Source organism: Acinetobacter minutum (genome assembly GCF_035916735.1).
GTDB lineage: Bacteria > Pseudomonadota > Gammaproteobacteria > Pseudomonadales > Moraxellaceae > Acinetobacter.
Genome location: NZ_JAQIHG010000005.1, coordinates 40,462 through 65,774, shown reverse-complemented (window position 1 = coordinate 65,774; position 25,313 = coordinate 40,462). Strand labels below are relative to the sequence as shown.

The following is a 25,313-nucleotide window of genomic DNA, read 5'->3' as shown; positions in this document are numbered from 1 at the left end:
ACAGCGTATAGTCCCAATAAAAATGCGCCGCAAGAAAGGAAGAGAGCACATGCTAAATATCTTGTTGATCACCGGTTGGGGAATGGGAACTGCTGTGTTACATCCCTTAAAACATGCACTGGAACAACATGATATTCAGGTTGAGCTGAGCGATATTTTTCCTGCACAAAAGGCTGAAGTTCTCGCACAATATATCGAGAAAGCGCGCGGTGCTGATGTGCTTATGGGGTGGTCGTTGGGGGGCGAGTTGGCCATGCTTTTGGCCGATGCCATCTATCAACAGCATGGGGAGGCTAAGCCACTGATTACTCTAGCCAGCAACCCTTCTTTTGTGGCCCATTCGCATTGGCATTGTGCGATGCCCAAAGAGACCTTTCAAACCTTTCAGGAATCCTTCCAGCGCTTACCGGCACAAACCCTGAAGCGTTTTATTGCCCTGATCGCCATGGGCAGTGCTAGCGCTAAAGAACAGCAGAAAATGCTGCAACAATTACAGGATCAACCCAATCATCAACTGTTACAGGATGGGCTTGAACTGTTGGCCCAGTTAAATCTGGTGGAAAAACTCGAACATTATCCGGGTGCCCAACTTCACTTATATGCTGAGCAGGATGCACTGGTTCCTCACCAGATCGTCGCGAAAATGCAGAAATTGCCTGCAAAAAATCTGCAGGTAAAAGTTCTGAAACAGGCTGCACACAGTTTTCCCTGCTTTGAAACTGACTGGACAGTACAGCAAATTTTGGGTTTTTGTGCAAATTGGCAGAAAAATTGATATGGCTTGGAGTTTCTGGCAATTTCTTTTCCTATCCTGCAAGTTTAAGATGTATGGCATGAATAAATGTCTTGAAAAGCAGCGTGTGGGTTAAGGATGACCGATCTATTTGACCAGAACCATCTATGGCATCCCTATACATCGATGCTCAATCCTTTGCCGACCTTTAAGGTAAAAAAGGCGTATGGTGCGACAATTGAACTTGAGGATGGCACTACTTTAATTGATGGCATGTCCTCATGGTGGTGTGCGATTCATGGCTATAACCATCCTGAGCTGAATCAGGCAGTACGTGACCAGTTAGAGAACATGGCACATATCATGTTTGGTGGCTTGACGCATGATCCTGCAATTGAACTCGGCAAATTACTCCTGCAAATTACCCCGCCCAGTTTAGACAAAATTTTCTATGCCGATTCTGGCTCTGTAGCGGTTGAAGTTGCCCTGAAAATGGCGGTGCAATACTGGGCTGCACGGGGTTTCAGTCAGAAGAGCAATTTCATCACCACACGTTCCGGCTATCATGGCGATACCTGGAATGCTATGTCAGTATGTGATCCTGTGACTGGCATGCACCAGATTTTTGGCTCAAGCCTACCGAACCGGTTGTTTGTGCCTGCACCGCAGAGCCGGTTTCATGGTGATTGGAATGCTCAGGATATTCTGGAGCTGGAACAAACTCTAGCCCAACATCATGACAGTATCGCAGCGCTGATTATTGAGCCGATTGTGCAAGGTGCAGGCGGGATGCATTTTTATCATCCTGAATATTTGCGTCAGGCCAAACAACTCTGCGAAAAATACAATATTCTGTTGATCTTTGATGAGATCGCCACCGGTTTTGGCCGTACCGGTAAACTGTTTGCCTGGGAGCATGCCCAGGTTGAGCCAGATATTATGTGTATCGGCAAGGGACTCACCGGGGGATACATGACCCTGTCAGCAACCTTGACCACACAGCATGTGGCCGAAACCATCAGTCAGGGCGAAGCCGGTGTGTTTATGCACGGCCCGACCTTTATGGCCAATCCACTGGCCTGTGCCGTGGCATTGAAAAGCACCCAATTGTTAGTGTCACAAAACTGGCAAGCCAATATTCAACGCATTCAACAACAGTTACAGCAAGGTCTAACCGCATTGGCTCAACTGCCACATGTGGCAGATGTCCGCATTTTGGGGGCAATTGGGGTAGTGGAACTCACGGTTCCCGTAGAGATGAAAACGTTGCAACAGCAATTTGTCGCGCGTGGAATCTGGGTGCGCCCATTTGGCAAACTGGTCTATGTGATGCCACCCTATGTGATTACATCAGCTGAGCTGGACAAGCTGCTGCAGCAGCTTGTGGCGGTGGTGAAAGATATGCAAGGAGAAGTCATCCATGAGTCTGCTTGATCATTATGCAGAGCAGCTTGATCAGCTGAAACAGCAGGGGAATTTTCGTCAGTTTACGCCGCACCAACAGGCCGGCAAGCAAATCCGGATTGCCGGGCAAGACATGCTGAATCTGTCATCCAATGACTATTTAGGACTAGCAGCAGACCTCCAGTTACGTGAGCAGTTTTTTGATCAGTTGCCTGTGGAACAGCGCCGTCTCACCTCATCTTCATCTCGTTTGCTGACCGGTAATTTCCCGGAATATGAGGCGTTTGAGCAACAGCTCAGTCAGGCATTTCAGGGGCGCGCTGCATTATTGTTTAACAGTGGCTATCACATGAATATCGGCATCTTGCCAGCGTTGGCGGATGCCAGGACCCTGATTTTGGCTGATAAGTTGGTGCATGCCAGCATTATTGATGGGATTCGTTTATCTGCAGCCAAATATGTACGTTACCGTCACAACGATTTGGTACATCTGGAACAGTTATTACAGCGCTATCAGGATGATGACAGTTTTGACCGTATTATCGTGGCGACTGAAAGTATTTTTAGTATGGATGGTGACGAAACTGATCTGGCCCAGCTGGCTCAGCTCAAACAGCGCTATAGCAAAGTGATGTTATATGTCGATGAAGCGCATGCTATCGGGGTACGTGGCGAGCGTGGACTGGGCTGTGCTGAACAATATCAGGTGATGGATCAGATTGATTTGCTGGTGGGCACCTTTGGTAAAGCATTAGCTTCGGTCGGTGGCTATCTGATTTCAGCGCCAGTCATCCGTGATTATTTGGTTAATAAAATGCGCCCGCTGATTTTTAGTACCGCACAGCCACCTTTATCGATGGCCTGGGGAAATTTTATTTTTCAGCAGATGCAGCACATGCCAGAAAAACGTCAGCATCTGGCCCAACTCAGCCAACAGTTAATTCAATCCATTCAGTATAAGGGATTTGCCTGTCCGGCCAGTTCTCACATCGTACCGGTGATTATTGGGGATAGCCAAAAAGCCGTGGACTATGCCAAACAGATACAGCAACAGGGCTTTTACGTCATGCCTGTACGTCCACCAACCGTGCCACAAAATAGCGCCCGTTTAAGGATCTGCTTAACTGCCTTGATCCAGCCACATGACCTTGATGCTTTGGTTGCTTGCCTGTGATTTTGGATAAACACAACATCGCGCAACGTTTTGCACGTGCTGGGCAGAGTTATCAGCGCCAGGCTGTCGTACAGCAGAAAATTGCCCAGCATCTGGCAGAGCAGATTGCCGTGTTTTGTCCCGAGTCTTGGTCAAAGGTATTTGAAATGGGTTGCGGTTCTGGATACCTTACCCGGCAACTGCTGAACCAACGCAGCCTTCCTCATTTGTACCTGAATGATCTCTATTCACAGGTACAACAGCATTTTCAGGATCTTTCATCCGTACAGTGGTATCTCGGTGACATTGAGCAAATCCGCTGGCCTGATGCACTGGATGCAATTGTTTCCACTTCGGCTTTGCAGTGGATAGCTGATCTGGATGCAGTGTTCCGTCATTGTTATGCCAGTTTGCTGCCGCAGGGAGCTTTGTGTTTTTCTAGCTTTGGACCGGAAAATTTACTGCAAATCAAGCAGTTGACCGGACAGGGTTTGCATTATTTCACTCTGGAACAGTTGCGTGAAAAGCTACAAGCAGCCGGTTTTGAAATTCTGTACTTAGAGCAACAGCGACAGCAGCTGTATTTTGCTCAACCACAAGCGGTATTGCAGCATCTCAAGGCGACGGGTGTGACGGCAACCAACCGCAGCTATCGCTGGACTAAACAGAGTCTGCAACAGTTTTATCGAGGTTATCAGCAATTCAGTACTATCGGTGATCAGGGAGAGGTGTTGTATCCACTGACTTATCATCCGATTTATTGTATTGCCCGGAGACGTGTATGAGTGCGCAGTTATATTTTGTCAGTGGAATTGATACCGGAATTGGCAAAACCTATACCACCGGCTATTTGGCCAAATTATGGAATCAGCAGGGGCTACGCACCATTACGCAAAAACTGGTGCAAACGGGCAATATCGATGTGTCTGAGGATATTGAAGTTCACCGCCAGGTGATGGGAATGGGCTGGTTTGTGGAAGACCAGGAAAAATTGACCATGCCTGAGATCTTTAGTTATCCGGCTTCGCCGCATTTGGCCAGCCAGATTGATGGTCGTGAGATTGACTTTAGCAAAATCAGCGCCGCGACAGAGCAGTTGGCCCAACGTTATGATGCAGTGTTGCTAGAAGGTGCTGGCGGTTTGATGGTGCCGCTTACACAAGACATGCTGATGATTGATTATATTGCCCAGTATGATTTTCCTGTGATTCTGGTCAGTTCAGGACGTTTGGGGAGTATCAACCATACCTTACTGAGTCTGGAAGCCATGCTGGCCCGTGGTTTGAAATTGCATGCTTTGGCCTATAACCTGAAAGATGAATCACAAGACAAATTGATCTCGGACGACACACGTCAGTATTTGCACAATTATGTGGCTCGTCATTTTCCAGAGGCACAATGGATCGATATTCCCGTGTTGGCAGCAGCCGAATAAACCGGACATAAAAAAGCCGCAATTCGCGGCTTTTTTATTACAGCATTCAACTCAGAACTTTTTAAAGGTCTTATTGGTGCCGAATGGCTTGCGTGGTGCATTTTCATCACGACGCGGCTTAAAACCTTGCTGCTCATTACGACGTTCACGATTGCCAGCATAACCATTCTGGTTATTTTCATCAGTGTCACGGCGTTGCTGACGTAAAAAACCACCACGGCGTGCAGCCATTGGTTTTTCTTGCATACGTTCATTACGGCGTTTTGCCATGCCGTACAGACCTGTGCCTTGACGTGGCTTCAGCTCGACCAGTTTGGTCAGTGCATCAATGTCATTTTTATCCAGTTCCATCCAGCGACCGGTACGCAATTCACGCGGTAGAATTACAGTACCATAACGGGTACGCAACAGGCGGCTGACTTTCAGACCCTGAGATTCAAAAATACGACGGACTTCGCGGTTACGGCCTTCTTTTACCACCACTTGATACCAGCGGTTAATACCATCACCGCCAATTTCCGAGAAAGACTCAAACTTGGCCGGGCCATCATCCAGTACTACGCCATTGAGCATGTTGTTGCGAATTTGTGGTGTCACTTCACCCATCACACGTACTGCATATTCGCGTTCGATTTCATTCGATGGATGCATCAGGCGGTTGGCCATTTCACCGTCATTGGTAAACAGTAAAAGACCAGTGGAGTTGATATCCAGACGACCCACCATGACCCAACGGTCATTAGAAATCGGAGGGAGGTGATCAAACACGGTTGGACGTGATTCCGGATCGTTACGTGAACAGATTTCACCTTCAGGTTTGTAATAGATCAGCACACGACGACGAATTTCATCTTCAATCTGGAACTGAACTTTACGGCCATCGATGCGAAGTTCATCACCGGGTTCGATCCGTTCACCCACTTGAGCAATCTGACCGTTGACACTAACGCGACCTGCGGCAATGACCTCTTCCATATAGCGGCGAGAACCCAATCCAATTCGCGCTAATACCTTTTGCAATTTTTCACTCATGACAGCATAACCTTAGAAATAATCATCAACAGTTCACCTATTCACGACTTGGATGCATGTGCATCTAGCGCCATGAAAACTTCCTTGGCATCCTGCAGGGGAGGCAATTGGCCTAAAGAGGTCAGGCCAAACGCATTTAAAAATTGTGGCGTTGTGATTAACAACGCAGGTCTTCCCGGGAGTTCACGGAAGCCAGATTCCTTGATCCAGTTCCAATCAAATAATGTTTTCAGAATTTGACTATTATTCGAAACTCCACGAATTTGTTCAATATCTGCGCGAGTGACCGGCTGGTGATAAGCGATCACGGCAACAGTTTCCAGTAATGATGGGGACAGTTTGGTCGGACGTTCCGGCCAGGTTTGTGCAATTACATTACGATATTTTGCCCGTACTTGGAATCGAAATCCTTGTGCGGTTTCTACCAACTCAATCGAGCGGCCATGTTGTAATACTGCAAGTTGCTGTAAATACTGACGTAATTGCTGTTTGTTGTATTGGTTCTGAAAAGCTTCTTTCAGACGAGCGAGAGAGACAGGCGCATCGCTAGCAAAAACAATCGCCTCAATCTGCATCAATACTTCATGATGTAAATCGCCTAAAGACAATGCGGCATTCTGGTCAATGCTCATGCAGCCGCTCCTTGAATTGCTAGAGGTGCTTCTACGCCACTCGCCACAATACGAATTTTTTGCTGGCGGGTGAGTTCGAGAACGGCCATAAAGGTCACAACCATGCCCATTTTACCCTGACTCGGTTTCAGTAATTCTACGAAGCTTAAAACCTCACCGGACGCTATTTTGTCTTCAATAAATGCCAGACGTTCTTCGAGCAGAACAGGTTCCTGGTGGATTTGGTGAACAACAGGTTCCGGACGGTTAAACACACAAAACAGCGCATCGCGCAGGCTGTTGACATCATAGCCTTCATACACCGGCGTGTTATGTCCTAAATGGACATGGGTGCTAAAGATATCGCGATCTAGAACGGGCATTTGTCCCAGACGTTCAGCAGCCTGTTTAATACGCAGATAAGTTTCTAGACGGTCAATCAGCTGCTGCTTCGGGTCTTTTTCCAGCTGGATCGTACTTGGTTTGGGGAGGAGCAGCCGGGATTTGAGATCTGCCAGCAGCGCAGCCATGACCATGTAATCGGCAGTGAGTTCAATATTCAGCGACTTCATGCTGTCCATATAGGACAAGTATTGCGTTGCAATTGGTGCAATATCGAGTTGCAGCAGGTCAAAACCATTTTTTTGAATCAGGTAAATCAGGAAATCAAGCGGGCCTTCAAAATGCTCAAGCAGAATTTCGAACGCGGCGGGAGGGATGTATAAGTCCTCCGGCAGGGTTTCTTGCCATGCATCCAAAACACGGATGTGAGGAGCTTGTTCCATAAGAGGCTGGATAGCTTGATTCATGACAGTTATAGGCCACGCGAATTTTCAAAGGCATGTTGGAAGCAACTTTGGCACATCTTGTGGTGCAGAGTGACACAGATGAAAAGGAACCAAAGAGCACAGATAGAGTGCGTTTATTGTAACCGAAAAGCCGGTTTGAAAACATGACTTCCACAGGGAAAAGCAAAAAAACATCGAAATAAATACCAGTTATTTATTTCGATGATAGGGTGCTATGGCTGAGTAGCGTATTTATTCAAAAGCACTGACATCACCAACACCACGACGGATCACTTGTGGATACTCACCAGATAAGTCCACAACACTCGTGGTGGTAAGGGTGCCAAGTCCGCTGTCGATAAACACATCAATGCGTTTGCCTAACTGCATTTCAATTTCATAAGGGTCATCCAGCGGATCTTCCTGTCCAGGTAGAATTAATGTACTGGTCAGTAGGGGCTCACCTAATTCTTTCAATAAGGCTTGGCAAACCGGATTGCTGGGGATACGCAGACCAATGGTTTTCTTTTTGGGGTGCATCAAACGTTTGGGTACTTCACTCGTTGCCGGCAGAATAAAAGTGGTAATAGCAGGCGTGTTCGCTTTCAGCAAACGGTACATGGCATTGTCTACCTTGGCATAGGTGGCAATATCCGATAAGTCGCAGCACAAAATTGCATACTGGTGTTTTGGGCCCAAGTCACGGATCTGCGCAATACGCTCCATGGCGTTTTTATTCCCAATCTGGCAGCCAATGGCATACGCTGCATCTGTCGGGTAGACCACCACATCGCCCGCACGAATGCGCTCAACGGCTTGTTGGATCAGGCGCGGTTGAGGATTATCCGGGTGTACTCTCAAATGTAGCATCGGTGCCTCCGGTATTTTTGAACATGCTTATAGTTTTATTATGGAACCAGGCCTTAGTGTGATGCAATCTTTAGCAAGTTGATTTTCTGTGATTTAATCCAGTAACTCCCGCTGAAATTCATCTGCTTGTAGCATTTTTCCCTGTCGTGTACATAAACAGATACATTGAATCAAGCGTTCAGCATCACGTGGTAATTTTGCTGTTCCGTTAAAGTAGGCTTGTAGCTGTGTATAGACATTGTCTTTAAAGCTACGACCATTTCCTCCCTCACCGGTGAGATTGTCTAAAGAAACTCTAAACTTGCGGCCAAAGGCTTGGGCAAACAGCCATTCAATCGCCTGCGGTTTAATCTCGACTTTTTCGAATTCCACCTGCTGTTCCTGACTGCGGCCGTCGGGTGCATACCAGTATCCCAAATCTGGTAACAAGCGGCGTTGTGCACCGGCAATCGTCCAGTGGCTGATTTCATGCAGGGCACTATTAAAAAAGCCATGAGCAAATTCAATCCTTGCAGGCTGGCCATCCTGTGCAGGGAAATACTCGGGTTCACCACAGCCTTTGACTAAAACGACATTGTGGTGGGAAAACCAGTGATTAAAGTGTAAGATAAGCCAGTCAACTTGCTCTGCTTCTGTTTGCAAACTAGACCATGCCGAAAGTTGCACCGGTTCTAAACCTGCTCCAGAATCAGAAGTTGGCAAGATGCGAACGAGAGACGAAGTTGTGACTTCTGGTTGCGGTTGCAACGGATGCATAACGAAATAAACCCAAATGTTCTGTCTAAATAAGTGCAAAATTGTATCTTAATCTTTGACAGAGTACTGATGAATTTGTAGAATTGCCGCCTTAATTATGTCAGCAAATACCTTTCCGGCACAGATTGAGCCGTTTAAATGGGCTGAACAGGGCTTTACATGGTCAGGTACCCTGCCATTGTCTCGCTTTGCTCGTATTGCTCGTGAAGCTGTTGGATCAATTGATAATCAATTGATCAACATAGACTGTAAGCTATCAATGGATGCTTATCATCGAATCGTGTGGTTAGATGGTCACGTTGAAACGAAAGTACCAATGGAATGCCAGCGTTGTCTGGATCCTGTTGAAGTTCCTCTCGTTTCAGACTTTCATCTTGCGCTTGTCGATGACGAGTCACTGATAGAGCGCTTGGATGAGGATGCTGATTTCATCGTTTTAGGTGAAAGCGAGTCTACGACGAAAGGAGATTATCTCACGCCGTCGACCATAGATTTGCTCGCACTGCTAGAAGATGAACTGTTATTGCTGTTGCCACTTTCACCTAAGCATGACGCTTGTGAACTGAAGCATCAGCCTGCCATTCAGGACATTGTCGAAGAAAAACGGGATAATCCGTTTGACGTTTTGGCAAGTTTGAAGGGTAAACTTAACTCGTAAAACATGTTATACTTGTAGAGTTAAGACATCTGAATTTGTTCTGATCCATTGTTTTCGATTTTTGTAAGGAGCCATCATGGCCGTTCAGCAAAACCGTAAAAGTCGCTCTCGCCGTGACATGCGCCGTTCACATGACGCTTTAACCGAGAATGCATTAACTGTAGACCAAGCTACTGGTGAAACTCATCGTCGTCACCACGTAACTAAAGATGGTTTCTACCGTGGTCGTCAATTATTCGCTAAAGCAGCTGATGCTGAATAATTGTTGATACGCATTAAGCTTAAAGCTTAGTGGAAAAAATGGGAGCGTTTCGCTCCCTTTTTTTGTTGTATTTCGCAATTACTAATCGCCTTATTAAATGTTAAATTTCCGCTCCATAAATGAGCGAAGACGAAAATAAAGGATTTTTATATGTCTGCTAAACGACTCGAGCAAGTGGCCCAAGCAACCAAAACAGCATTTGTGTTCCCAGGCCAAGGTTCGCAAAAAGTCGGCATGCTCGCTGAACTTGCAGAACAGTTTAGTGGTGTGCGTGACACGTTTGCTGAAGCTTCTGATGCGATCGGTTTTGATTTATGGCACATTGCACAAAGTGGTGAAGGTCTGGATCAGACTGAAAATACTCAGCCTGTATTGTTAACAGCCAGCATCGCATTATGGCGCGTATGGTTAGAATTAGGTGGTTTGGCACCAAAATTCTTGGCAGGTCACTCTTTGGGGGAATACAGTGCCTTGGTTGCAGCTGAATCCATGAGCTTAGGTGATGCGGTTAAGTTGGTGAACCTGCGTGGCAAACTGATGCAAAGCGCTGTACCACAAGGTCAAGGTGCGATGGCAGCCATTTTGGGTCTGGCAGATGAAAAAGTCATTGAGCTGTGCGAGCAAGTAAACAATGAGGGTCGTGGTTCTGTTGAAGCTGCGAACTACAATGCGCAAGGCCAAGTTGTGATCGCAGGTGACAAGATCCTGGTTGAGGCGGTTATGGCTGCAGCAAAAGAACAGTCCGGTAAAGCGATTGCACTACCAGTTTCAGTTCCATCACATTGTTCTTTAATGAAACCTGCAGCGGAAGAATTTGCTGAAGCATTGGAACAAACTGCCATTGTGATGCCTAGCCTTCCTGTAATACAAAATGTCAACGCAAAAATCGCGACAGATGTGGCGCAATTACGCCAGGCATTAACGGCGCAATTGTATCAATCCGTGCAATGGACCAATACCATGCAGTACCTGCAAGATCAGGGGATCCAGTATGTGGTTGAATGCGGTCCAGGTAACGTATTGGCCAATCTTGCGAAGCGTTTACCTAATATTGAAAAAGCATTCCCAATCGACAGCAAGAGTCGTATGGAAGATGCCTTAAATGCCGTTTTAGTGGCAGAAGGGAAAATTGCATGACACAAGAACGCAAAGTCGCATTGGTAACAGGCGCAAGTCGAGGCATTGGTGCTGCCATTGCTCAGCAACTGATTCAGGATGGTTATTTCGTTGTGGGTACCGCGACTTCTGAGTCTGGCGCTGCGAAATTAACTGAAAAATTTGGGGAAAACGGCGCGGGTGCAGTGCTCGATGTTCGTAATGGCGACGAGATCGAAGCATTAGTCACTGATATTGAGCAAAAATACGGCTCAATCTTGGTTTTAGTGAACAATGCCGGGATTACCAAAGATAATTTGTTACTGCGTATGTCAGAAGATGACTGGGATGACATCCTTAACATCCATTTGAAAGCCGTTTACCGTCTTTCTAAGCGTGTGTTAAAAGGTATGACCCGTGCACGCTTTGGCCGCATTATTAACATCAGTTCAGTAGTTGCGCATTTTGCTAACCCTGGTCAAGCGAACTACTCTGCTGCAAAAGCGGGTATCGAAGCATTCAGCCGTTCATTGGCAAAAGAGATGGGTAGCCGTCAAATTACCGTGAACAGCGTAGCACCTGGCTTTATCGCAACTGAAATGACAGATGCATTAAGCGAAGACTTACGTAAAAAGATGAGTGAACAAGTGGCACTTCAACGTTTAGGTGATCCACAAGATATCGCGAATGCCGTGAGTTTCCTTGCAAGTGATAAGGCAAGTTACATCACTGGTACAGTTTTACACGTAAATGGCGGTTTATACATGGCTTAAGGCCGACGGATAAACTTTCAAAATCTTTAAGATTCAATTAAACTAACGGCAATTAAAACGCCACAAGCAATGAGGAGAATTCCTGTGAGCGATATCGAACAACGCGTTAAACAAGCGGTTGCAGAACAACTTGGCATGAAAGCTGAAGACATCAAAAATGAAGCGTCTTTCATGGATGATTTGGGTGCAGACTCTCTAGACCTAGTTGAACTTGTTATGTCTTTCGAAAATGACTTCGACATCACGATTCCTGATGAAGATTCTAACGAAATCACAACTGTTCAATCAGCAATCGACTACGTAACTAAGAAACTTGGTTAATGCGTCGAATTTTTCAGTGATTCACTGAAAAAATAAAAAGCCGCCTGTTGAAGGCGGTTTTTTTATGCATAAAAAACATAATTTACCTGTGCTTACTGTTTTTGCACCAATGCTGTTTATATTGCTGTCCAATTCTCTTTTATAAAAATAATGACAGCTGTGAAGCTCTTTACTTCAAAAAATACAGGAGAAGATTATGGGGCTTTTTGATTTCGTCAAAGGTATTGGTAAAAAAAATACTGCTGCACCTGTCCAGCAACCTCATAACACAACACAGCCTACACCTGCTCCTGCAGCGAAACCTGTGCAATCGGATGAGCCCACCGCCCAGGAAATGGCAAACAAGCTGTTAGGATTGATCAAGAGTTTAGGATTTGCAGTAGAGGGGCTCTCTGTAACCTATAATGGCAGTCAAGACCTTGCTACGATTAAAGGGCAGGTCAAAAGCCAGGCAGATCGTGAAAAAATCGTCTTGGTTGTCGGTAATGTGGATCATGTGGCCAAAGTTGATGATCAGATGACGGTGATGGAGTCTGCTCCAGCAAGCCAATTTTATACGGTGAAAGCAGGGGATACTCTATCGAAAATTGCCCAACAGTTTTATGGGGATGATGCTCAATACCAAAAAATCTTTCAGGCCAACCAGCCGATGTTGAAAGATCCCGATGAAATCTTTCCTGGACAAACCTTGCGTATCCCTCAATAAATAAAAAGGCGCGATGAGCGCCTTTTATCCTGTATTGATAAACAAGTTTAATTAGTAAATTACGGTATTTAAAAATATATGTACCCACAAAGGGTTGGTGTAATTATTTCTTCTGGCTTGAATTCAGCAGTTGTTGGCGAATTTCTCTGAATAATTCTGCCTGATATAAAGCATCTTCCAAGGCATGGTGGCTTTTTGTCTGCTGGGGGTGGAGCTGCTGATCCATATGTCTTGAAGTGGTTTCAGCCCAGTTACAACCTGTTGCACCCATATAATACGCTTTAATGTCTAGTCCACTGATACCAAATGGATTACGTCCAAGGAATGCCCAAAAATAATAATTAATAAAGGACCAGTCAAACGTTGCATTTAAACCGACAAAGACCAATCTTTCGTTATTAGGTGTTAAGGAGGTGAGCAATTGCTCAAAGCTATGCATGGCTTGAGTTGGAGCCACACCTTGATGCTGTAATTCGGTGAGAGAAAAACCACTGACTTTAAGTGCCTCAGCGATGAAATTATCATTCAGTGGACATAATTCACGATAAAAGGTTTTTGTCGGGTCATCAACGTGGCAAGCTCCAATTGAAAGCATGCTGTACAGTCCGGGAACGGGACCAGAAGCCTCGATATCCACAGAAACGTAACATTCTAGGCGCTTACTCATATGATTACTTTTTTCTAAAAATCAGCCGAGTTAATCGAGCGAGAATGCAAGTTACCATCAATATTCTCTTGGAAATAGATTTGATGACCCATAATCCTCGTACGTGTTGTATTTGAAGATAAAGTTTCTATTGACCTGTAAAAATTAAAAAGATGTTCAAACTCTTTATAGCGTGTTGTAGTTCCAAATAAAATTTCGTCACCATACCATTCATCCCCTGCAGCGACCCGAATGATGAACTCACCTAGAGGAACCTTGACCTGGATGGTCTGATGGCTGGGTGCCTTAATCGTCATGATGATTTGTTTGGTGTGTTTATCCAGTAATTTGAGATAAATATTTTGTTGCGCAGTATGCAGCGTAAATGGAGCTTCTAGTGGTGCAGAGGTATAAATTTTATCGATGCCTTGAGTGAAAGGTTGTACAGGTAGGTTCCGAGTTTCCGCTTGGACTGCATGCTGCATAACTGGTAACGTTGAGTTCGGGACTTTTTTATCCTGAAAAGTAAAAATTACTGCGATAATACTGACAGCAATCACAATGCCAAATACATTATTTTGTAGGAGTGATTTGGTTTTATTGTGCTGTTTAGAAGGGAATCTGCGGTTCATCTTTATTTTTTTGATTAAATAATAAATGTAACTTACAGATTCAAAATGATTTAATCAAGAAAATAAAAAACCCACCGAAGTGGGTTTTTATAGGAAAATCAATTACCAGCTTAATGCACCGCCAGTTTGGTAATCAGTGACACGCGTTTCAAAGAAGTTCTTCTCTTTACGCAAGTCCATCATCTCAGACATCCACTGGAATGGATTGTTTACGCCTGCAAACTGTTCTGGTAAGCCTAACTGGGCCAAACGACGGTTGGCGATAAATTTCAGGTATTCTTCCATCATCGCAGCATTCATGCCGAGTACACCGCGTGGCATGGTGTCACGTGCGTATTCAATCTCAAGCATGGTGCCTTCAAGAATCATTTGAACCACTTCCTGCTGGAATTCAGCCGTCCATAGATGCGGATTTTCAATCTTGATCTGATTGATCATGTCGATACCGAAGTTCAGGTGCATTGATTCATCACGCAAGATGTACTGGAACTGTTCTGCGACACCATTCATCTTGTTGCGGCGGCCCATCGATAGAATCTGGGTGAAACCACAATAGAAGAAAATTCCTTCAAGAACACAATAGAACGCAATCAGATTACGCAGTAACAACTGGTCGTTCTCTGGTGTACCGGTTTGGAAGGTTGGATCATTCAAGGACTGAGTATATTTCAGGCCCCACGCTGCTTTACGTGCAACGGCAGGAACTTCACGGTACATGTTGAAGACTTCGCCTTCATCCATCCCTAAAGATTCGATACAGTATTGGTAAGCATGCGTGTGGATTGCTTCTTCAAAAGCCTGACGCAACAAGTATTGACGACATTCAGGGTTGGTAATGTGACGGTAAATTGCCAATACCAGATTGTTTGCAACCAGTGAGTCTGCGGTCGAGAAGAAACCGAGTGAACGCATCACGATGGTTCGTTCATCTTCTGACAAGCCATTTTCTGATTTCCATAACGCGATGTCATGGTTCATGTTCACTTCTTGCGGCATCCAGTGGTTGGCACAACCATCCAGATACTTCTGCCAAGCCCATTCGTATTTGAATGGTACTAACTGGTTCAAGTCAGCACGGCAGTTGATCATGGCTTTATCATCAACTTGCACACGTGCAGCACCCATTTCTAGCTCTTCCAAGCCAGGGGCAACATCAAGATTGTTTAGGGATTCAGATGCTCGAGCCAACGAATCGGTTGGATCTGTTGATCGCACGGAAGCGGTTCCAGTGGATTGAGGAACTGCCACACTCGACGACGATTGTTGTGCATCAGATACCATCTGTGTACGAGGCGCTTCTTGCGGCTCGACGGGCGTAGGCTTGGACTCTGTAACAGCCGGTTTTTGCGAATCATCTTCGAAATCGTCCCAACTAAGGATAGACATATCTGTTCTCGCTTCGTTGCTTATCTGTGTGAGCGACATCTCGCAAGCGAAGATGTCATTACTATACGCTGATTCTGTTTAAACAAAATTAAGTTTTGTCGATGGCTGCTGTAAATTTATGCTTTTATCAGTGGGCTATCGATTGGACTGATTTTGTTCACGTTGCTGCCCGCGAAATTTGACGAAGGCATATACCATAGGGATGTAGAATGAAACAAAGCATAAGACCAGCACTGCAAGTCCTAATTCATAGTTCGGTGTCATATGCAGCATGGTCTTTTCCTTAAAATTTATTCTCTCGGTTCTTTTGTTCCGTAATAATTATTAGTGATATACGTGTTGTGTGAATTTGTTTTATTTGCAATATTCTGCAAAGTACATTTCACTGACCAACCGATATAAGTCACCAATCCAATTACAACAAAACCAATAGCAATAATAGTAATAATGCTTTCAATGGTCATTGAATCACCTAATTAAAGGGATTCGACTATCCCTGACTAAACAACAATCCAGATAGTCGAATCGACTATTTTGAGCGGTTCAATAAACAAGTATTTATTGAACCTAATGGATCAATTGTCTAATCAGTGATTACTGACAAGCCTCACAATCAGGATTGTCAATCGAGCAAGCCATTGGTACTGGTGCTGCTTGAGCAAAACCTTCTTCTTCCGCTGCTACTTCAGGCTTAACTTCAGGTGCTGCAGCCACTGGAGCCTGCGCTACGGTTGCCGGTTTTACTGCATTCAATGCACCGGTGTTAATGGTGGATTTTTCTGCAGAGGTTGCACCTAAAGCACGGAGGTAATAAGTGGTTTTCAAACCACGTAACCAAGCCATTTTGTAGGTAATATCAAGTTTCTTACCATTTGCACCCGCAATGTACAGGTTTAATGATTGTGCCTGATCAATCCATTTTTGACGGCGTGATGCCGCATCGACAATCCAGCGTGGCTCAACTTCAAATGCTGTTGCAAAAATCGCTTTAAGCTCATCCGGGATGCGTGAGATTTTCTGTACAGAACCTTCAAAGTGTTTCAAGTCATTGACCATCACGGTATCCCACAGACCACGTTCTTTGAGTGCACGAACCAGGTAAGGGTTAATCACTGTGAATTCACCAGACAGGTTTGATTTCACATACAAGTTCTGGAAAGTTGGCTCAATCGATTGTGATACGCCACAGATATTTGAAATCGTTGCAGTCGGAGCAATTGCCATCACGTTTGAGTTGCGCATACCGTCTTTCTGAACTTTGGCACGTAAAGTGTCCCAGTCTAGACGCTGTGTACGATCCACTTCAAACATGCGTTCTGGACGTGATTTCGCTACGATCTCAAGTGAGTCGATTGGTAAAATACCTTGATCCCACAATGAACCCTTGAACGTTGAGTAGGTGCCACGTTCTACAGCCAGATCACTTGACGTCTGAATCGCGTAGTAGCTGATGACTTCCATCGATTCATCAGCAAAATCAACAGCTGCATCTGAACCGTACGCAAGGCTCATTTCATACAAAGCATCCTGGAAGCCCATGATACCCATACCGACTGGGCGGTGTTTTAAGTTTGAGTTTTTCGCTTGTGGCACAGCGTAATAGTTGATGTCGATGACGTTGTCGAGCATACGAACTGCAGTTTTGACAGTGCGTGCCAGTTTTTCGCGATCCAGCTTGCCACCTTGTACGTGTTGTACCAGGTTGATCGAACCGAGGTTGCATACCGCGATTTCATCTTCACTGGTATTCAGGGTAATTTCGGTGCACAGGTTAGAAGAGTGGACAACACCCACGTGCTGCTGTGGCGAACGTAAGTTACAGACATCTTTAAATGTGATCCAAGGATGGCCGGTTTCAAACAGCATGGAAAGCATTTTGCGCCACAAGTCTTTCGCACGGATTTTCTTGTGCAGCATGTTATTTTCTTTTGCTACAGACTCATAATACGCATAACGCTCTGCGAAAGCTTGACCGGTTAAATCGTGCAAGTCTGGTGTTTCTGATGGCGTGAAAAGCGTCCACTCGGCATCTTCAATCACACGTTGCATAAACAGGTCAGGCACCCAGTTCGCGGTATTCATGTCATGGGTACGACGACGGTCATCACCGGTGTTTTTACGCAATTCTAGGAACTCTTCGATGTCGAGGTGCCAGGTTTCAAGGTAGGCACACACGGCACCTTTACGTTTACCACCTTGGTTGACGGCAACAGCGGTATCGTTCGCTACTTTCAGGAATGGAACTACACCCTGTGATTTCCCGTTGGTACCTTTGATGTAAGAGTTCAGGGCACGAACTGGTGTCCAGTCATTTCCTAAACCACCCGCCCATTTAGATAGCATGGCGTTATCACGCATTGCGCCATAGATGCTGTAAAGGTCATCAGAAATTGTGGTCAGATAGCAGCTTGAAAGTTGTGGGCGTAACGTTCCTGAGTTGAACAGAGTCGGCGTAGATGCCATGTAGTCGAAGCTGGAAAGCAGGTTGTAGAACTCGATTGCACGCGCTTCACGATCATCTTCCTGAACTGCAAGACCCATTGCAACACGCATAAAGAACAATTGTGGTAATTCAAAGCGGATGCCGTTGGAGTGCAAGAAATAACGGTCAAATAGTGTTTGTAGACCTAAATAGGTAAACTGGTTTGAGCGTTCTGGTTGAATGGCAGCGGCAAGTTTTGCCAAGTCAAAATTCAATAGTTCTGGATCAAGGAGCTCTAGCTCAACACCTTTGGTCAGGAATGCAGCAAGTGCATCATTTTCCAGTGTATCTGTTGGTAAACCCAAGAATTCAAGACCAGTCGCGACCAGTTCATCGCGTAACAACCGTGCCGTCACATAAGTATAGTTTGGTTCTTGTTCGATACGGGTACGCGTTGCCATCATCATGGTCGTCGCGATGTCGGATGATTTGACACCGTTGTAAAGGTTCTTGACGGTTTCATCGATCACGGCCTGTACATCGATCCCTTCTAGACCTTCACTCGCTTTTTCAATGGTGGCTTGTAGCTTACTCAAGTCGAGTGGCTGGAGCTGGCCATTCGCATCGGTAATTTGCAGGGTTGGATGATGATTGGCGTTGTTTTGCTGACGTGCTGTGGCGCGTTGTTCACGATAGATGACATAGGCACGTGCAACTTTTTGTTCGCCTGTGCGCATTAATGCCAGTTCAACCTGATCCTGAATTTCTTCAATATGGATCGTGCCACCAGAAGGTAGGCGACGCTTGAACGTATTTAACACCATTTCCGTCAATTGGCTGATTCGGTCATGAATACGGCTCGAATCTGCACATTGTTGCCCTTCAACAGCTAAAAAAGCTTTTCCAATCGCAACTGAAATCTTTTCTGCATCAAAAGCGGCAACATCACCGGTGCGTTTAATCACCTGCAATTGACCGGGAGTGGATGTAATTACGCTCATTTTGGCATAGCTCCATTGTCTTCATTGTTATGTTTATGGACCGTTTGAATCGTACGAAAAGTCGCCACGATGTTTGAGGAATAAACACAAGACTTAGTGGTTTAAATTTGAATTGAACACAAGATACGGGAAATTTCAGGTCAGATCAATATTGACATTTTGCAAAAAATTTTGATTGGCTCCGGCTGGTTAAAGCTGGCTGCAATCATACTTTTTCTTGTTATTTTGAGATGTCTGAATTGATAGGGCTATAGCATAGCAAAGCCCTCTCTTAGCCCTTATAGATAACCTTGTGGATAAGTGAAAAACAGTCTTTCGTGATGATTTATTGACTGCCAAAAATTGTCACTTTTTAAAATTTATCGTGAGTAGGAAGTAATTCATGAGCGCAGGGTAAAAATTAATAAAAAATGAATGTGAAGGAAGTTTTGCGAAATTTAACAAAATGCTACAGGCATGTATTGGTTTCGTGAACGCACTCTTGTTTACAATGTAAACGAGTGTATATTGCAAACTATGAGTGACGTATCCCTCAGATTTATAAGGATACGCCTAACCGAAATAGGGGCATGTAAATGAGTCAAGAAGAAAAGTTACCCAAGATTCTAATTGTTGAAGATGACGAGCGTTTGGCGCGTTTAACGCAAGAATATTTAATCCGCAATGGATTGGAAGTGGGGGTAGAACCTGATGGTAACCGTGCGATCCGCCGTATCATCAGCGAACAGCCAGATTTGGTGGTACTGGATGTCATGTTGCCAGGGGCGGATGGCTTAACAGTATGCCGTGAGGTGCGACCACATTATCACCAGCCGATCTTGATGCTGACAGCACGTACTGAAGATATGGATCAGGTATTGGGTCTGGAAATGGGTGCGGACGATTATGTGGCGAAGCCTGTGCAACCGCGCGTTCTGTTGGCTCGAATTCGTGCTTTATTGCGCCGTACCGATAAAACCCCTGAAGATGAAGTGTTACAACGCATTGAATTTGATGATCTGGTAATTGATAACGGTGGCCGTTCTGTGACGTTGAATGGTGAATTGGTCGATTTTACCAGTGCAGAATATGACTTGCTCTGGCTATTGGCTTCAAATGCGGGTCGTATCTTGTCTCGTGAAGACATTTTTGAACGTCTGCGCGGTATTGAATATGATGGTCAAGACCGTTCAATTGATGTGCGTATTTCACGTATTCGTCCGAAAATTGGTGATGATCCTGAAAACCCGAAACGTATTAAAACCGTACGCAGTAAGGGTTATTTATTTGTTAAGGAAACAAACGGTCTCTAATGCGACTCGACAGTCTGCTGAAAAATCCTCTTACTCGGGATGTTCGTCTGTTTAAACACAGCATATTTCTGCGCATTTATGCAGGGCTGGTGATCCTCGTCGTGCTGATCGCCATTTTTAGTTATTTGCTGGTGCAGATTATTAATTACCAACGGGCGCAGGAATATCGTGAGTCTTTAACAGACGGCCTCTCTTTTGTGATTAGTCAAGGGGTTGCACGGCAGCAGACTGACCAGCAAAAACGTGACTGGATTTCTGATGCTTCAGATCTGCTTGAGTTACCGATTTACTATGTTGGAGCTGATCGTGTTGATTTGACGCGTGCCGAACAAAAGCGAATTAAAGAACAAAAATCCGCTGTGCGCTATGATGCCAAAACGGCAACAGCCTATGTAATCTTAGGATTGCAAGATGATCCTCAACATTATCTCTATGTAAAAGTTGATAAGATCGGTGAACGTCAAATGAAGGCGGTGCCGATTTTTATTCTGGATTACCTGATTTACTATCCTGGACAGGAACGGGAATATCTGGAAAAAATTCAAAAATACTTCTCTTACCCGATCAACATTCAGTCCATTCGCGATTTAGGCTTGGATCCTGAACAGGTGGGGCGTTTGCGCCAGGACAATAGCGTTATTTTATATCGTGATAATGCGAGTGTGCGTGGAACCACGATTTCGATTGTTTCGCCGATGCCGAATAATCCAGCCGAAGTATTGGTTATTGGTCCCATTCCACTGTTTAACTGGATGCCATTCCAGCTTTCCGCTGGAATTACCTTACTGAGTCTGTTTTTGTTGAGTTTGGGGATTTATGGCCTGATTTTGCCCATGCAACGTAAATTGCGTCAGGTCAATTATGCTTTGAATAAAATGAAGTCTGGTAACTTGTCGGTACGTTTACCTGTTGAAGGAACCGATGAGTTGGCGGGATTGGCTTCCAGTTATAACAGCATGTCTGATCATATACAGCGCTTGATTGAGGCGCAGCGTGAACTCATGCGAGCGGTGTCTCATGAGTTGCGCACTCCTGTAGCACGTATCCGCTTTGGCATGGAAATGCTGACTGATGAAGATGACTATGATTATCGTGTCCAGCAAATGGAAATGATTGATAAAGACATTGAGGCCTTAAATACCTTGATTGATGAGATCATGACTTATGCCAAACTCGAGCAGGGGATGCCATCTCTGGATTTTGAGCAGATTATGCTGACCGATGTCCTTGAGCAGGTAGCCACCGAAACAGAAGCATTGAAAACCCAAAAAGAGATTGAGTTGATCCCGCCACCACCTTATGTGATTGTGGAGGCAGAACGCCGTTATCTGCATCGGGTGGTACAAAATCTGGTGGGCAATGCTGTGCGTTACTGTGATCATAAAGTGCGGATCACTGGAGGGATTCAAGCAGATGGGCAGGCATATGTCTGTGTCGAGGATGATGGCCCAGGCATTGCTGAGCAAGACCGTGCACGTATCTTTGAGGCTTTTTCACGTTTAGATGACAGTCGTACTCGTGCATCAGGAGGCTATGGCTTAGGTTTGTCAATTGTGAGCCGGATTGCCTACTGGTTTGGGGGACGAGTACAGGTCGATCAAAGTCCAGTTTTAGGGGGCGCACGATTTATGATGACTTGGCCAGCCCAGCAGCGAAGCAAGCCAGCAGCAAAGACCGAGAAACAAAAAGAAAACACCTAAGCAAGAGGTGTTTTCTTTTTATAGAATTATTGCTGAATGGTTGGGTCGGGTGCGAGCAAGGTTTTACCTTCAGCTAAACTCTGCAAGACCAATGGAGGGAATGTAATCAATAGCTGATTGTGTTCGACATCAATTTGATAATGTTGAATAATTTTCTGGTCGCCATTTAAAGTTTCAACCTGATATTCATCAGCGATATTCATGATCCCATCCAAGTTGATGGTGGTTGAGGCAAGGTCCTGCTGAAATAGTTGATAAATTTCCCCCAGCATGAAAATGGCTTGACTCTCATGAGGCTGTTGTTGGGCATATTGTTGAATATGCTTCATTAATAATTGAGCAAATAAAAAATAATCGGGCTGATGAGTGAGAGGGAGGTTCATTATTTTATTCCTTATTCTTACTTGTTCTGTATAAAGCAATAACACAGATTTTGGTCAAAGTTAAGGAATGATACGCAATTAAAACAATCCGTTAGATTGTGGTAATGACCTGATTCCGCCCACTACGTTTTGCCTGATAAAGTGCATCGTCTGCTTCTTTTAAACATACTTCAATCGAGTCGGTTTGTTGTGGTTCACAGATGTGTAAACCAATACTGGTTTGAATCTGAATCACTGTACCCGGTGCAATTTCTACCTGTTTCTTGCTCAGATTATGGCGGATGCGTTCGGCAATCTGTAAAGCGTGCTGAGGATGGATATCAATCAGAAGCGCTGCGAACTCTTCGCCACCTAGACGGCCGAGTAAGTCGTAGCTACGTAGATTTTCCTGAATGGTTTCTGCGCAAATCTGCAATGCACGGTCACCTGCCTGATGGCCATAGCTGTCGTTGATCTTTTTAAAGTGGTCTATATCTAGCATTAAAACAGCCGCATAACGCTGTTTATTCTGCATTTGTTCTAATAGTGAGCCAGCAGATTCCATAAATTGGCGACGGCTCAAACAAATTGTCAAATCATCATAAGCCAGATTGTATTGTAGTTGGCGGATGAGCCGTGATCGCACTTCATTGATGCTAGAGACAGTCAGTGGGGCAATCGCCATCATCATGATGCCTAAACGCAGTGAAATGCTGTTTTGTGTATAAAGATGCGGGTAGATCACTAGATATTCTTGGGTAAACCAAAAAATAATACAGCCACAGGTAAATGAGGTAATCAGCGTAACAAAAAAATGCCGATAGGTTAGTGCACACCAAATCAAGGCTGCAATTGAATAGAGGAGAGAGCCGGGGCCTGAATCAATATAACTCATAAACAATGAGAAAATGAGTGCCAGCAAAGGCAAGCTATGAACCACGCGATTGTGTCCATGCGCAATCGGCGCCAGGATAAATTTTTTCTTTTTCCAGCGTGGAATATTGAGCATGATGGGTAAAAGTAGCAGGGCATTTTGCAGCTCTGCAGTAAACCAGTCACCGACTTCGAGCAGGAACGGTCCGTTCATAAAGGCTGTAGTGACATACGGCACAGCCAGTGCAGCAAACGATGCGCCTAACAGCCCCCCCAAGGTGCAGAACGTAAACACAAAAAGATAAAAATATCCACGATGTAATGAATGGATGAATTCGCGAAAATACTGATAAAGTGCCAGTGTGGTAACGACATAAATCATGTTGGCAGTGGTCAGCACACAACTGAGTAATACGTCGCTACCATTGCTTAGGTCAGCTAAGACATAGCCGCAAAACGCCCCCAACAGGCTGTAAATTGAGCGGGTTTTGGGGTAGCGGGCTAACAAGCCGAGCAGAATGGAGTTGGCTGGCCAGAATGAAGCGAGATATTCATTGGGTCGCGTCGCAATTCCAAGCCAAGCGAATGTCAAAAGAATGACTGTGAATAAACAAAATAGCGTTAAGGGGGAGAAACGTGATTCTCTTAACGTGGGTGACATCATTTCGCTCGTGTGGAAGTGCAGATTACATCAGCAGGGCTAAACGGATTTATTATTTTGTTTATTAATTAATCATAACATTTTGTATCAGAAAAACAACAAATTGTTTGCTTAATGGGTTTAATTTGTGAATTCTACCCAAAATGTTTTTTATGTGAACGGCACCTTAGCACTGATAAGAAAATGCCAATTTTAAGAAAAATTAATAGAAATTTGGCTTTTAATTTAATAAAACGATAAAGAGGGCGGTTCGGCTTACAAACTTCTCTACATTCATAATACTGAATAAAAAATCAGCCAAAAGACTAAGACGCTTTCGCTAGCAAGAGAAATCATAAATCAGGTACAATTGGCGGGATTAATTTTATGTTTGGTGTATTTTAGGCCAATACATACATTCTTTGTTAATAATAGGCCTGCCAGGAGTTATCCCCGCATGAGTGCCATTACTCCATACGATTGGGCAATTATTGCCTTCGTGATCGGCGTTACATTTCTTTGCGTCTTTATGCTCACTGTCCCTTTACTCCTTGGGGGTAAATCATGGGGCCGTGCCAAGCAAGAGCAATTTGAGTCAGGTGTGGTGAGTGCGGGTGGTGCACGCATTCGCTTATCTGCAAAATTCTATCTGGTTGCTATTTTCTTCGTGGTTTTCGACTTGGAAGCACTTTATCTTTACGCATGGGCGACGTCTGTGCGCGAGGCTGGGTGGTTGGGTTATACCACCGTGGTGATTTTCGTTGTCGATTTATTAATTGCCTTGGTTTATGCATTTTCTGTTGGAGCGTTGAATTGGGCTCCAGCCGATCGCCGTAAATCAGCTGGTATCTTGCCGAAAATTGGCGCGCCAAATATGAATATCGCGGATATTACCCGATTCAATTCCATTGAAGAGTTGGTCACTGATCCTACGGGTCAAATTCCAGCTCAATCTTCTGGTCGTGTGAAATCCAAAACTACGACTGCCTTGTCATCGGAACAGGAGTAACTCGGGATGAAATATACCCTAACCCGTGCGAATCCAGATGCTGAGCAATATCCACTTCAGGATCGTCAAATTGTGACGGATCCGCTTGAGGAAGAAGTGAATAAAAATGTGTTCATGACTCGTTTAGAGGACGTGTTACACACAGCTGTGAACTGGGGCCGTAAAAATTCATTATGGCCTTTTAACTTTGGTACATCGTGCTGCTACGTTGAATATGCAACCACCTTAACGGGTGTGCATGACTTGTCACGTTTCGGTGCCGAAGTTATCCGTGCTTCACCGCGTCAGGCTGACTTGATGATTGTTGCCGGAACTTGCTTTGTGAAAATGGCACCGGTTATTCAGCGCCTGTATGAGCAAATGCTGGAGCCGAAATGGGTCATTTCTATGGGTGCTTGTGCGAACTCCGGGGGTATGTACGACATTTACTCTGTTGTACAAGGGGTCGATAAAATCATTCCTGTAGACGTGTATATTCCGGGTTGTCCACCGCGTCCTGAAGCATTAATCCAGGCATTAATGCTGCTACAAGACCAAATTCAATTAGAGCGTCGTCCGCTTTCTGCGGTGATTGGTGATGATCTTCAGCCAGTGTATAAGCCAAAGATGATGCCAGAACGTGACCGTAAGAATGCTGAACGTATCGCAGTGAAAAACTTACGCTCTATGGATGAAATTGAATAATTTTAACGAAAGGTATTAGGGCACCCGTATGGGTGTACTTGTCGTTAGAGTTGAATGAATTTGTATTAA

28 protein-coding genes are annotated in these 25,313 nt (G+C 44.9%); 15 read left to right on the top strand and 13 right to left on the bottom strand.

Annotation, left to right across the window (positions count from 1 at the left end; all coding sequences use genetic code 11):
• Window positions 1-49 precede the first annotated feature (49 nt).
• The 5 genes from PAE54_RS03790 (at window position 50) to bioD (ending at window position 4,725) form a co-directional block, all read left to right on the top strand.
• Window positions 50-775 carry an alpha/beta fold hydrolase gene (locus PAE54_RS03790; protein WP_326518485.1) on the top strand — a complete coding sequence of 242 codons (726 nt, stop codon included), beginning with the start codon at window positions 50-52 and terminating at the stop codon, window positions 773-775.
• A 96-nt stretch (window positions 776-871) separates the two neighbouring features.
• Complete coding sequence (bioA, locus tag PAE54_RS03785; protein WP_326518484.1) at window positions 872-2,167, top strand: adenosylmethionine--8-amino-7-oxononanoate transaminase; 1,296 nt, start codon at window positions 872-874, stop codon at window positions 2,165-2,167.
• The gene (locus PAE54_RS03780) at window positions 2,154-3,311 is read left to right on the top strand and encodes an 8-amino-7-oxononanoate synthase (RefSeq protein ID WP_326518483.1); all 1,158 of its coding nucleotides are present in this window, start codon (window positions 2,154-2,156) and stop codon (window positions 3,309-3,311) included. The genes bioA and PAE54_RS03780 overlap by 14 nt, the downstream gene beginning before the upstream one ends.
• Window positions 3,308-4,075 (top strand): malonyl-ACP O-methyltransferase BioC, encoded by a 768-nt coding sequence (gene bioC / locus PAE54_RS03775; RefSeq protein WP_326518482.1) that lies wholly within the window; start codon window positions 3,308-3,310, stop codon window positions 4,073-4,075. Before PAE54_RS03780 ends, bioC begins: the two co-directional genes overlap by 4 nt.
• Window positions 4,072-4,725 (top strand): dethiobiotin synthase, encoded by a 654-nt coding sequence (bioD, locus tag PAE54_RS03770; protein WP_326518481.1) that lies wholly within the window; start codon window positions 4,072-4,074, stop codon window positions 4,723-4,725. The genes bioC and bioD overlap by 4 nt, the downstream gene beginning before the upstream one ends.
• Window positions 4,726-4,776: 51 nt before the next feature.
• Here bioD and rluB read toward each other — a convergent pair whose 3' ends face one another.
• The 5 genes from rluB to PAE54_RS03745 form a co-directional block, all read right to left on the bottom strand.
• Window positions 4,777-5,757: a 23S rRNA pseudouridine(2605) synthase RluB gene (rluB, locus tag PAE54_RS03765; RefSeq protein ID WP_273777323.1), complete on the bottom strand. Its 981-nt coding sequence runs from the start codon at window positions 5,755-5,757 to the stop codon at window positions 4,777-4,779.
• Between the two features lie 41 nt (window positions 5,758-5,798).
• Entirely contained in the window at window positions 5,799-6,389 is a 591-nt protein-coding gene (scpB, locus tag PAE54_RS03760) for an SMC-Scp complex subunit ScpB (protein WP_273777322.1), read from the bottom strand.
• Complete coding sequence (locus tag PAE54_RS03755) at window positions 6,386-7,177, bottom strand: segregation and condensation protein A (RefSeq protein WP_273777321.1); 792 nt, start codon at window positions 7,175-7,177, stop codon at window positions 6,386-6,388. Before PAE54_RS03755 ends, scpB begins: the two co-directional genes overlap by 4 nt.
• A 231-nt stretch (window positions 7,178-7,408) precedes the next feature.
• Window positions 7,409-8,026, bottom strand: a complete 618-nt coding sequence (locus PAE54_RS03750) for an L-threonylcarbamoyladenylate synthase (protein WP_326518480.1) — start codon at window positions 8,024-8,026, stop codon at window positions 7,409-7,411.
• A 93-nt stretch (window positions 8,027-8,119) separates the two neighbouring features.
• Complete coding sequence (locus PAE54_RS03745; protein ID WP_326518479.1) at window positions 8,120-8,782, bottom strand: elongation factor P hydroxylase; 663 nt, start codon at window positions 8,780-8,782, stop codon at window positions 8,120-8,122.
• A gap of 97 nt (window positions 8,783-8,879) precedes the next feature.
• Between PAE54_RS03745 and PAE54_RS03740 the strand changes: the two genes are divergently transcribed.
• The 6 genes from PAE54_RS03740 (at window position 8,880) to lysM (ending at window position 12,597) form a co-directional block, all read left to right on the top strand.
• A complete protein-coding gene (locus PAE54_RS03740) occupies window positions 8,880-9,440 on the top strand; it encodes a YceD family protein (protein WP_326518478.1) in 561 nt (186 codons plus the stop codon).
• Window positions 9,441-9,516: 76 nt separating this feature from the next.
• Complete coding sequence (rpmF, locus tag PAE54_RS03735; RefSeq protein WP_000290730.1) at window positions 9,517-9,702, top strand: 50S ribosomal protein L32; 186 nt, start codon at window positions 9,517-9,519, stop codon at window positions 9,700-9,702.
• Window positions 9,703-9,852: 150 nt separating this feature from the next.
• Window positions 9,853-10,839, top strand: coding sequence for an ACP S-malonyltransferase (gene fabD, locus PAE54_RS03730; RefSeq protein ID WP_273777317.1), 987 nt, complete (start codon window positions 9,853-9,855; stop codon window positions 10,837-10,839).
• Entirely contained in the window at window positions 10,836-11,570 is a 735-nt protein-coding gene (fabG, locus tag PAE54_RS03725; protein ID WP_273777316.1) for a 3-oxoacyl-ACP reductase FabG, read from the top strand. The genes fabD and fabG overlap by 4 nt, the downstream gene beginning before the upstream one ends.
• A gap of 84 nt (window positions 11,571-11,654) precedes the next feature.
• On the top strand, window positions 11,655-11,891 hold the full coding sequence (acpP, locus tag PAE54_RS03720) for an acyl carrier protein (RefSeq protein ID WP_273777315.1): 237 nt from the start codon (window positions 11,655-11,657) through the stop codon (window positions 11,889-11,891).
• 196 nt (window positions 11,892-12,087) lie between these two features.
• Complete coding sequence (lysM, locus tag PAE54_RS03715) at window positions 12,088-12,597, top strand: peptidoglycan-binding protein LysM (protein WP_326518477.1); 510 nt, start codon at window positions 12,088-12,090, stop codon at window positions 12,595-12,597.
• A gap of 103 nt (window positions 12,598-12,700) precedes the next feature.
• Here the strand turns inward: lysM and PAE54_RS03710 are convergent, their stop codons facing one another.
• From PAE54_RS03710 to PAE54_RS03685, 6 genes are all read right to left on the bottom strand, one after another.
• Window positions 12,701-13,264: a 3'-5' exonuclease gene (locus PAE54_RS03710; RefSeq protein ID WP_326518476.1), complete on the bottom strand. Its 564-nt coding sequence runs from the start codon at window positions 13,262-13,264 to the stop codon at window positions 12,701-12,703.
• Window positions 13,265-13,278: 14 nt separating this feature from the next.
• Window positions 13,279-13,875 (bottom strand): hypothetical protein, encoded by a 597-nt coding sequence (locus PAE54_RS03705; protein WP_326518475.1) that lies wholly within the window; start codon window positions 13,873-13,875, stop codon window positions 13,279-13,281.
• A 102-nt stretch (window positions 13,876-13,977) separates the two neighbouring features.
• A complete protein-coding gene (locus tag PAE54_RS03700; RefSeq protein WP_326518474.1) occupies window positions 13,978-15,261 on the bottom strand; it encodes a ribonucleotide-diphosphate reductase subunit beta in 1,284 nt (427 codons plus the stop codon).
• A 135-nt stretch (window positions 15,262-15,396) separates the two neighbouring features.
• Entirely contained in the window at window positions 15,397-15,534 is a 138-nt protein-coding gene (locus PAE54_RS03695) for a preprotein translocase subunit YajC (RefSeq protein ID WP_273777308.1), read from the bottom strand.
• A 17-nt stretch (window positions 15,535-15,551) separates the two neighbouring features.
• Window positions 15,552-15,725 (bottom strand): hypothetical protein, encoded by a 174-nt coding sequence (locus PAE54_RS03690; RefSeq protein ID WP_326518473.1) that lies wholly within the window; start codon window positions 15,723-15,725, stop codon window positions 15,552-15,554.
• Between the two features lie 130 nt (window positions 15,726-15,855).
• Window positions 15,856-18,684: a ribonucleoside-diphosphate reductase subunit alpha gene (locus tag PAE54_RS03685; protein ID WP_326518472.1), complete on the bottom strand. Its 2,829-nt coding sequence runs from the start codon at window positions 18,682-18,684 to the stop codon at window positions 15,856-15,858.
• 575 nt (window positions 18,685-19,259) lie between these two features.
• Here PAE54_RS03685 and bfmR point away from each other — a divergent pair.
• Together bfmR and bfmS are read left to right on the top strand one after the other, a co-directional pair.
• Window positions 19,260-19,976 (top strand): response regulator transcription factor BfmR, encoded by a 717-nt coding sequence (gene bfmR / locus PAE54_RS03680; RefSeq protein WP_326518471.1) that lies wholly within the window; start codon window positions 19,260-19,262, stop codon window positions 19,974-19,976.
• A gap of 47 nt (window positions 19,977-20,023) precedes the next feature.
• Window positions 20,024-21,676, top strand: a complete 1,653-nt coding sequence (bfmS, locus tag PAE54_RS03675; RefSeq protein ID WP_326518531.1) for a sensor histidine kinase BfmS — start codon at window positions 20,024-20,026, stop codon at window positions 21,674-21,676.
• Window positions 21,677-21,702: 26 nt separating this feature from the next.
• On the opposite strand, the gene PAE54_RS03670 is transcribed toward bfmS, so the two are convergent.
• Together PAE54_RS03670 and PAE54_RS03665 are read right to left on the bottom strand one after the other, a co-directional pair.
• Window positions 21,703-22,059: a hypothetical protein gene (locus PAE54_RS03670; RefSeq protein WP_326518470.1), complete on the bottom strand. Its 357-nt coding sequence runs from the start codon at window positions 22,057-22,059 to the stop codon at window positions 21,703-21,705.
• A gap of 91 nt (window positions 22,060-22,150) precedes the next feature.
• Entirely contained in the window at window positions 22,151-23,572 is a 1,422-nt protein-coding gene (locus PAE54_RS03665; protein ID WP_326518530.1) for a GGDEF domain-containing protein, read from the bottom strand.
• 436 nt (window positions 23,573-24,008) lie between these two features.
• On the opposite strand from PAE54_RS03665, the gene ndhC reads away from it, so the two are divergent.
• On the top strand, window positions 24,009-24,560 hold the full coding sequence (gene ndhC, locus PAE54_RS03660) for an NADH-quinone oxidoreductase subunit A (protein WP_273777303.1): 552 nt from the start codon (window positions 24,009-24,011) through the stop codon (window positions 24,558-24,560).
• A 6-nt stretch (window positions 24,561-24,566) separates the two neighbouring features.
• Window positions 24,567-25,244: a NuoB/complex I 20 kDa subunit family protein gene (locus tag PAE54_RS03655; RefSeq protein WP_273777302.1), complete on the top strand. Its 678-nt coding sequence runs from the start codon at window positions 24,567-24,569 to the stop codon at window positions 25,242-25,244.
• Window positions 25,245-25,313 lie beyond the last annotated feature (69 nt).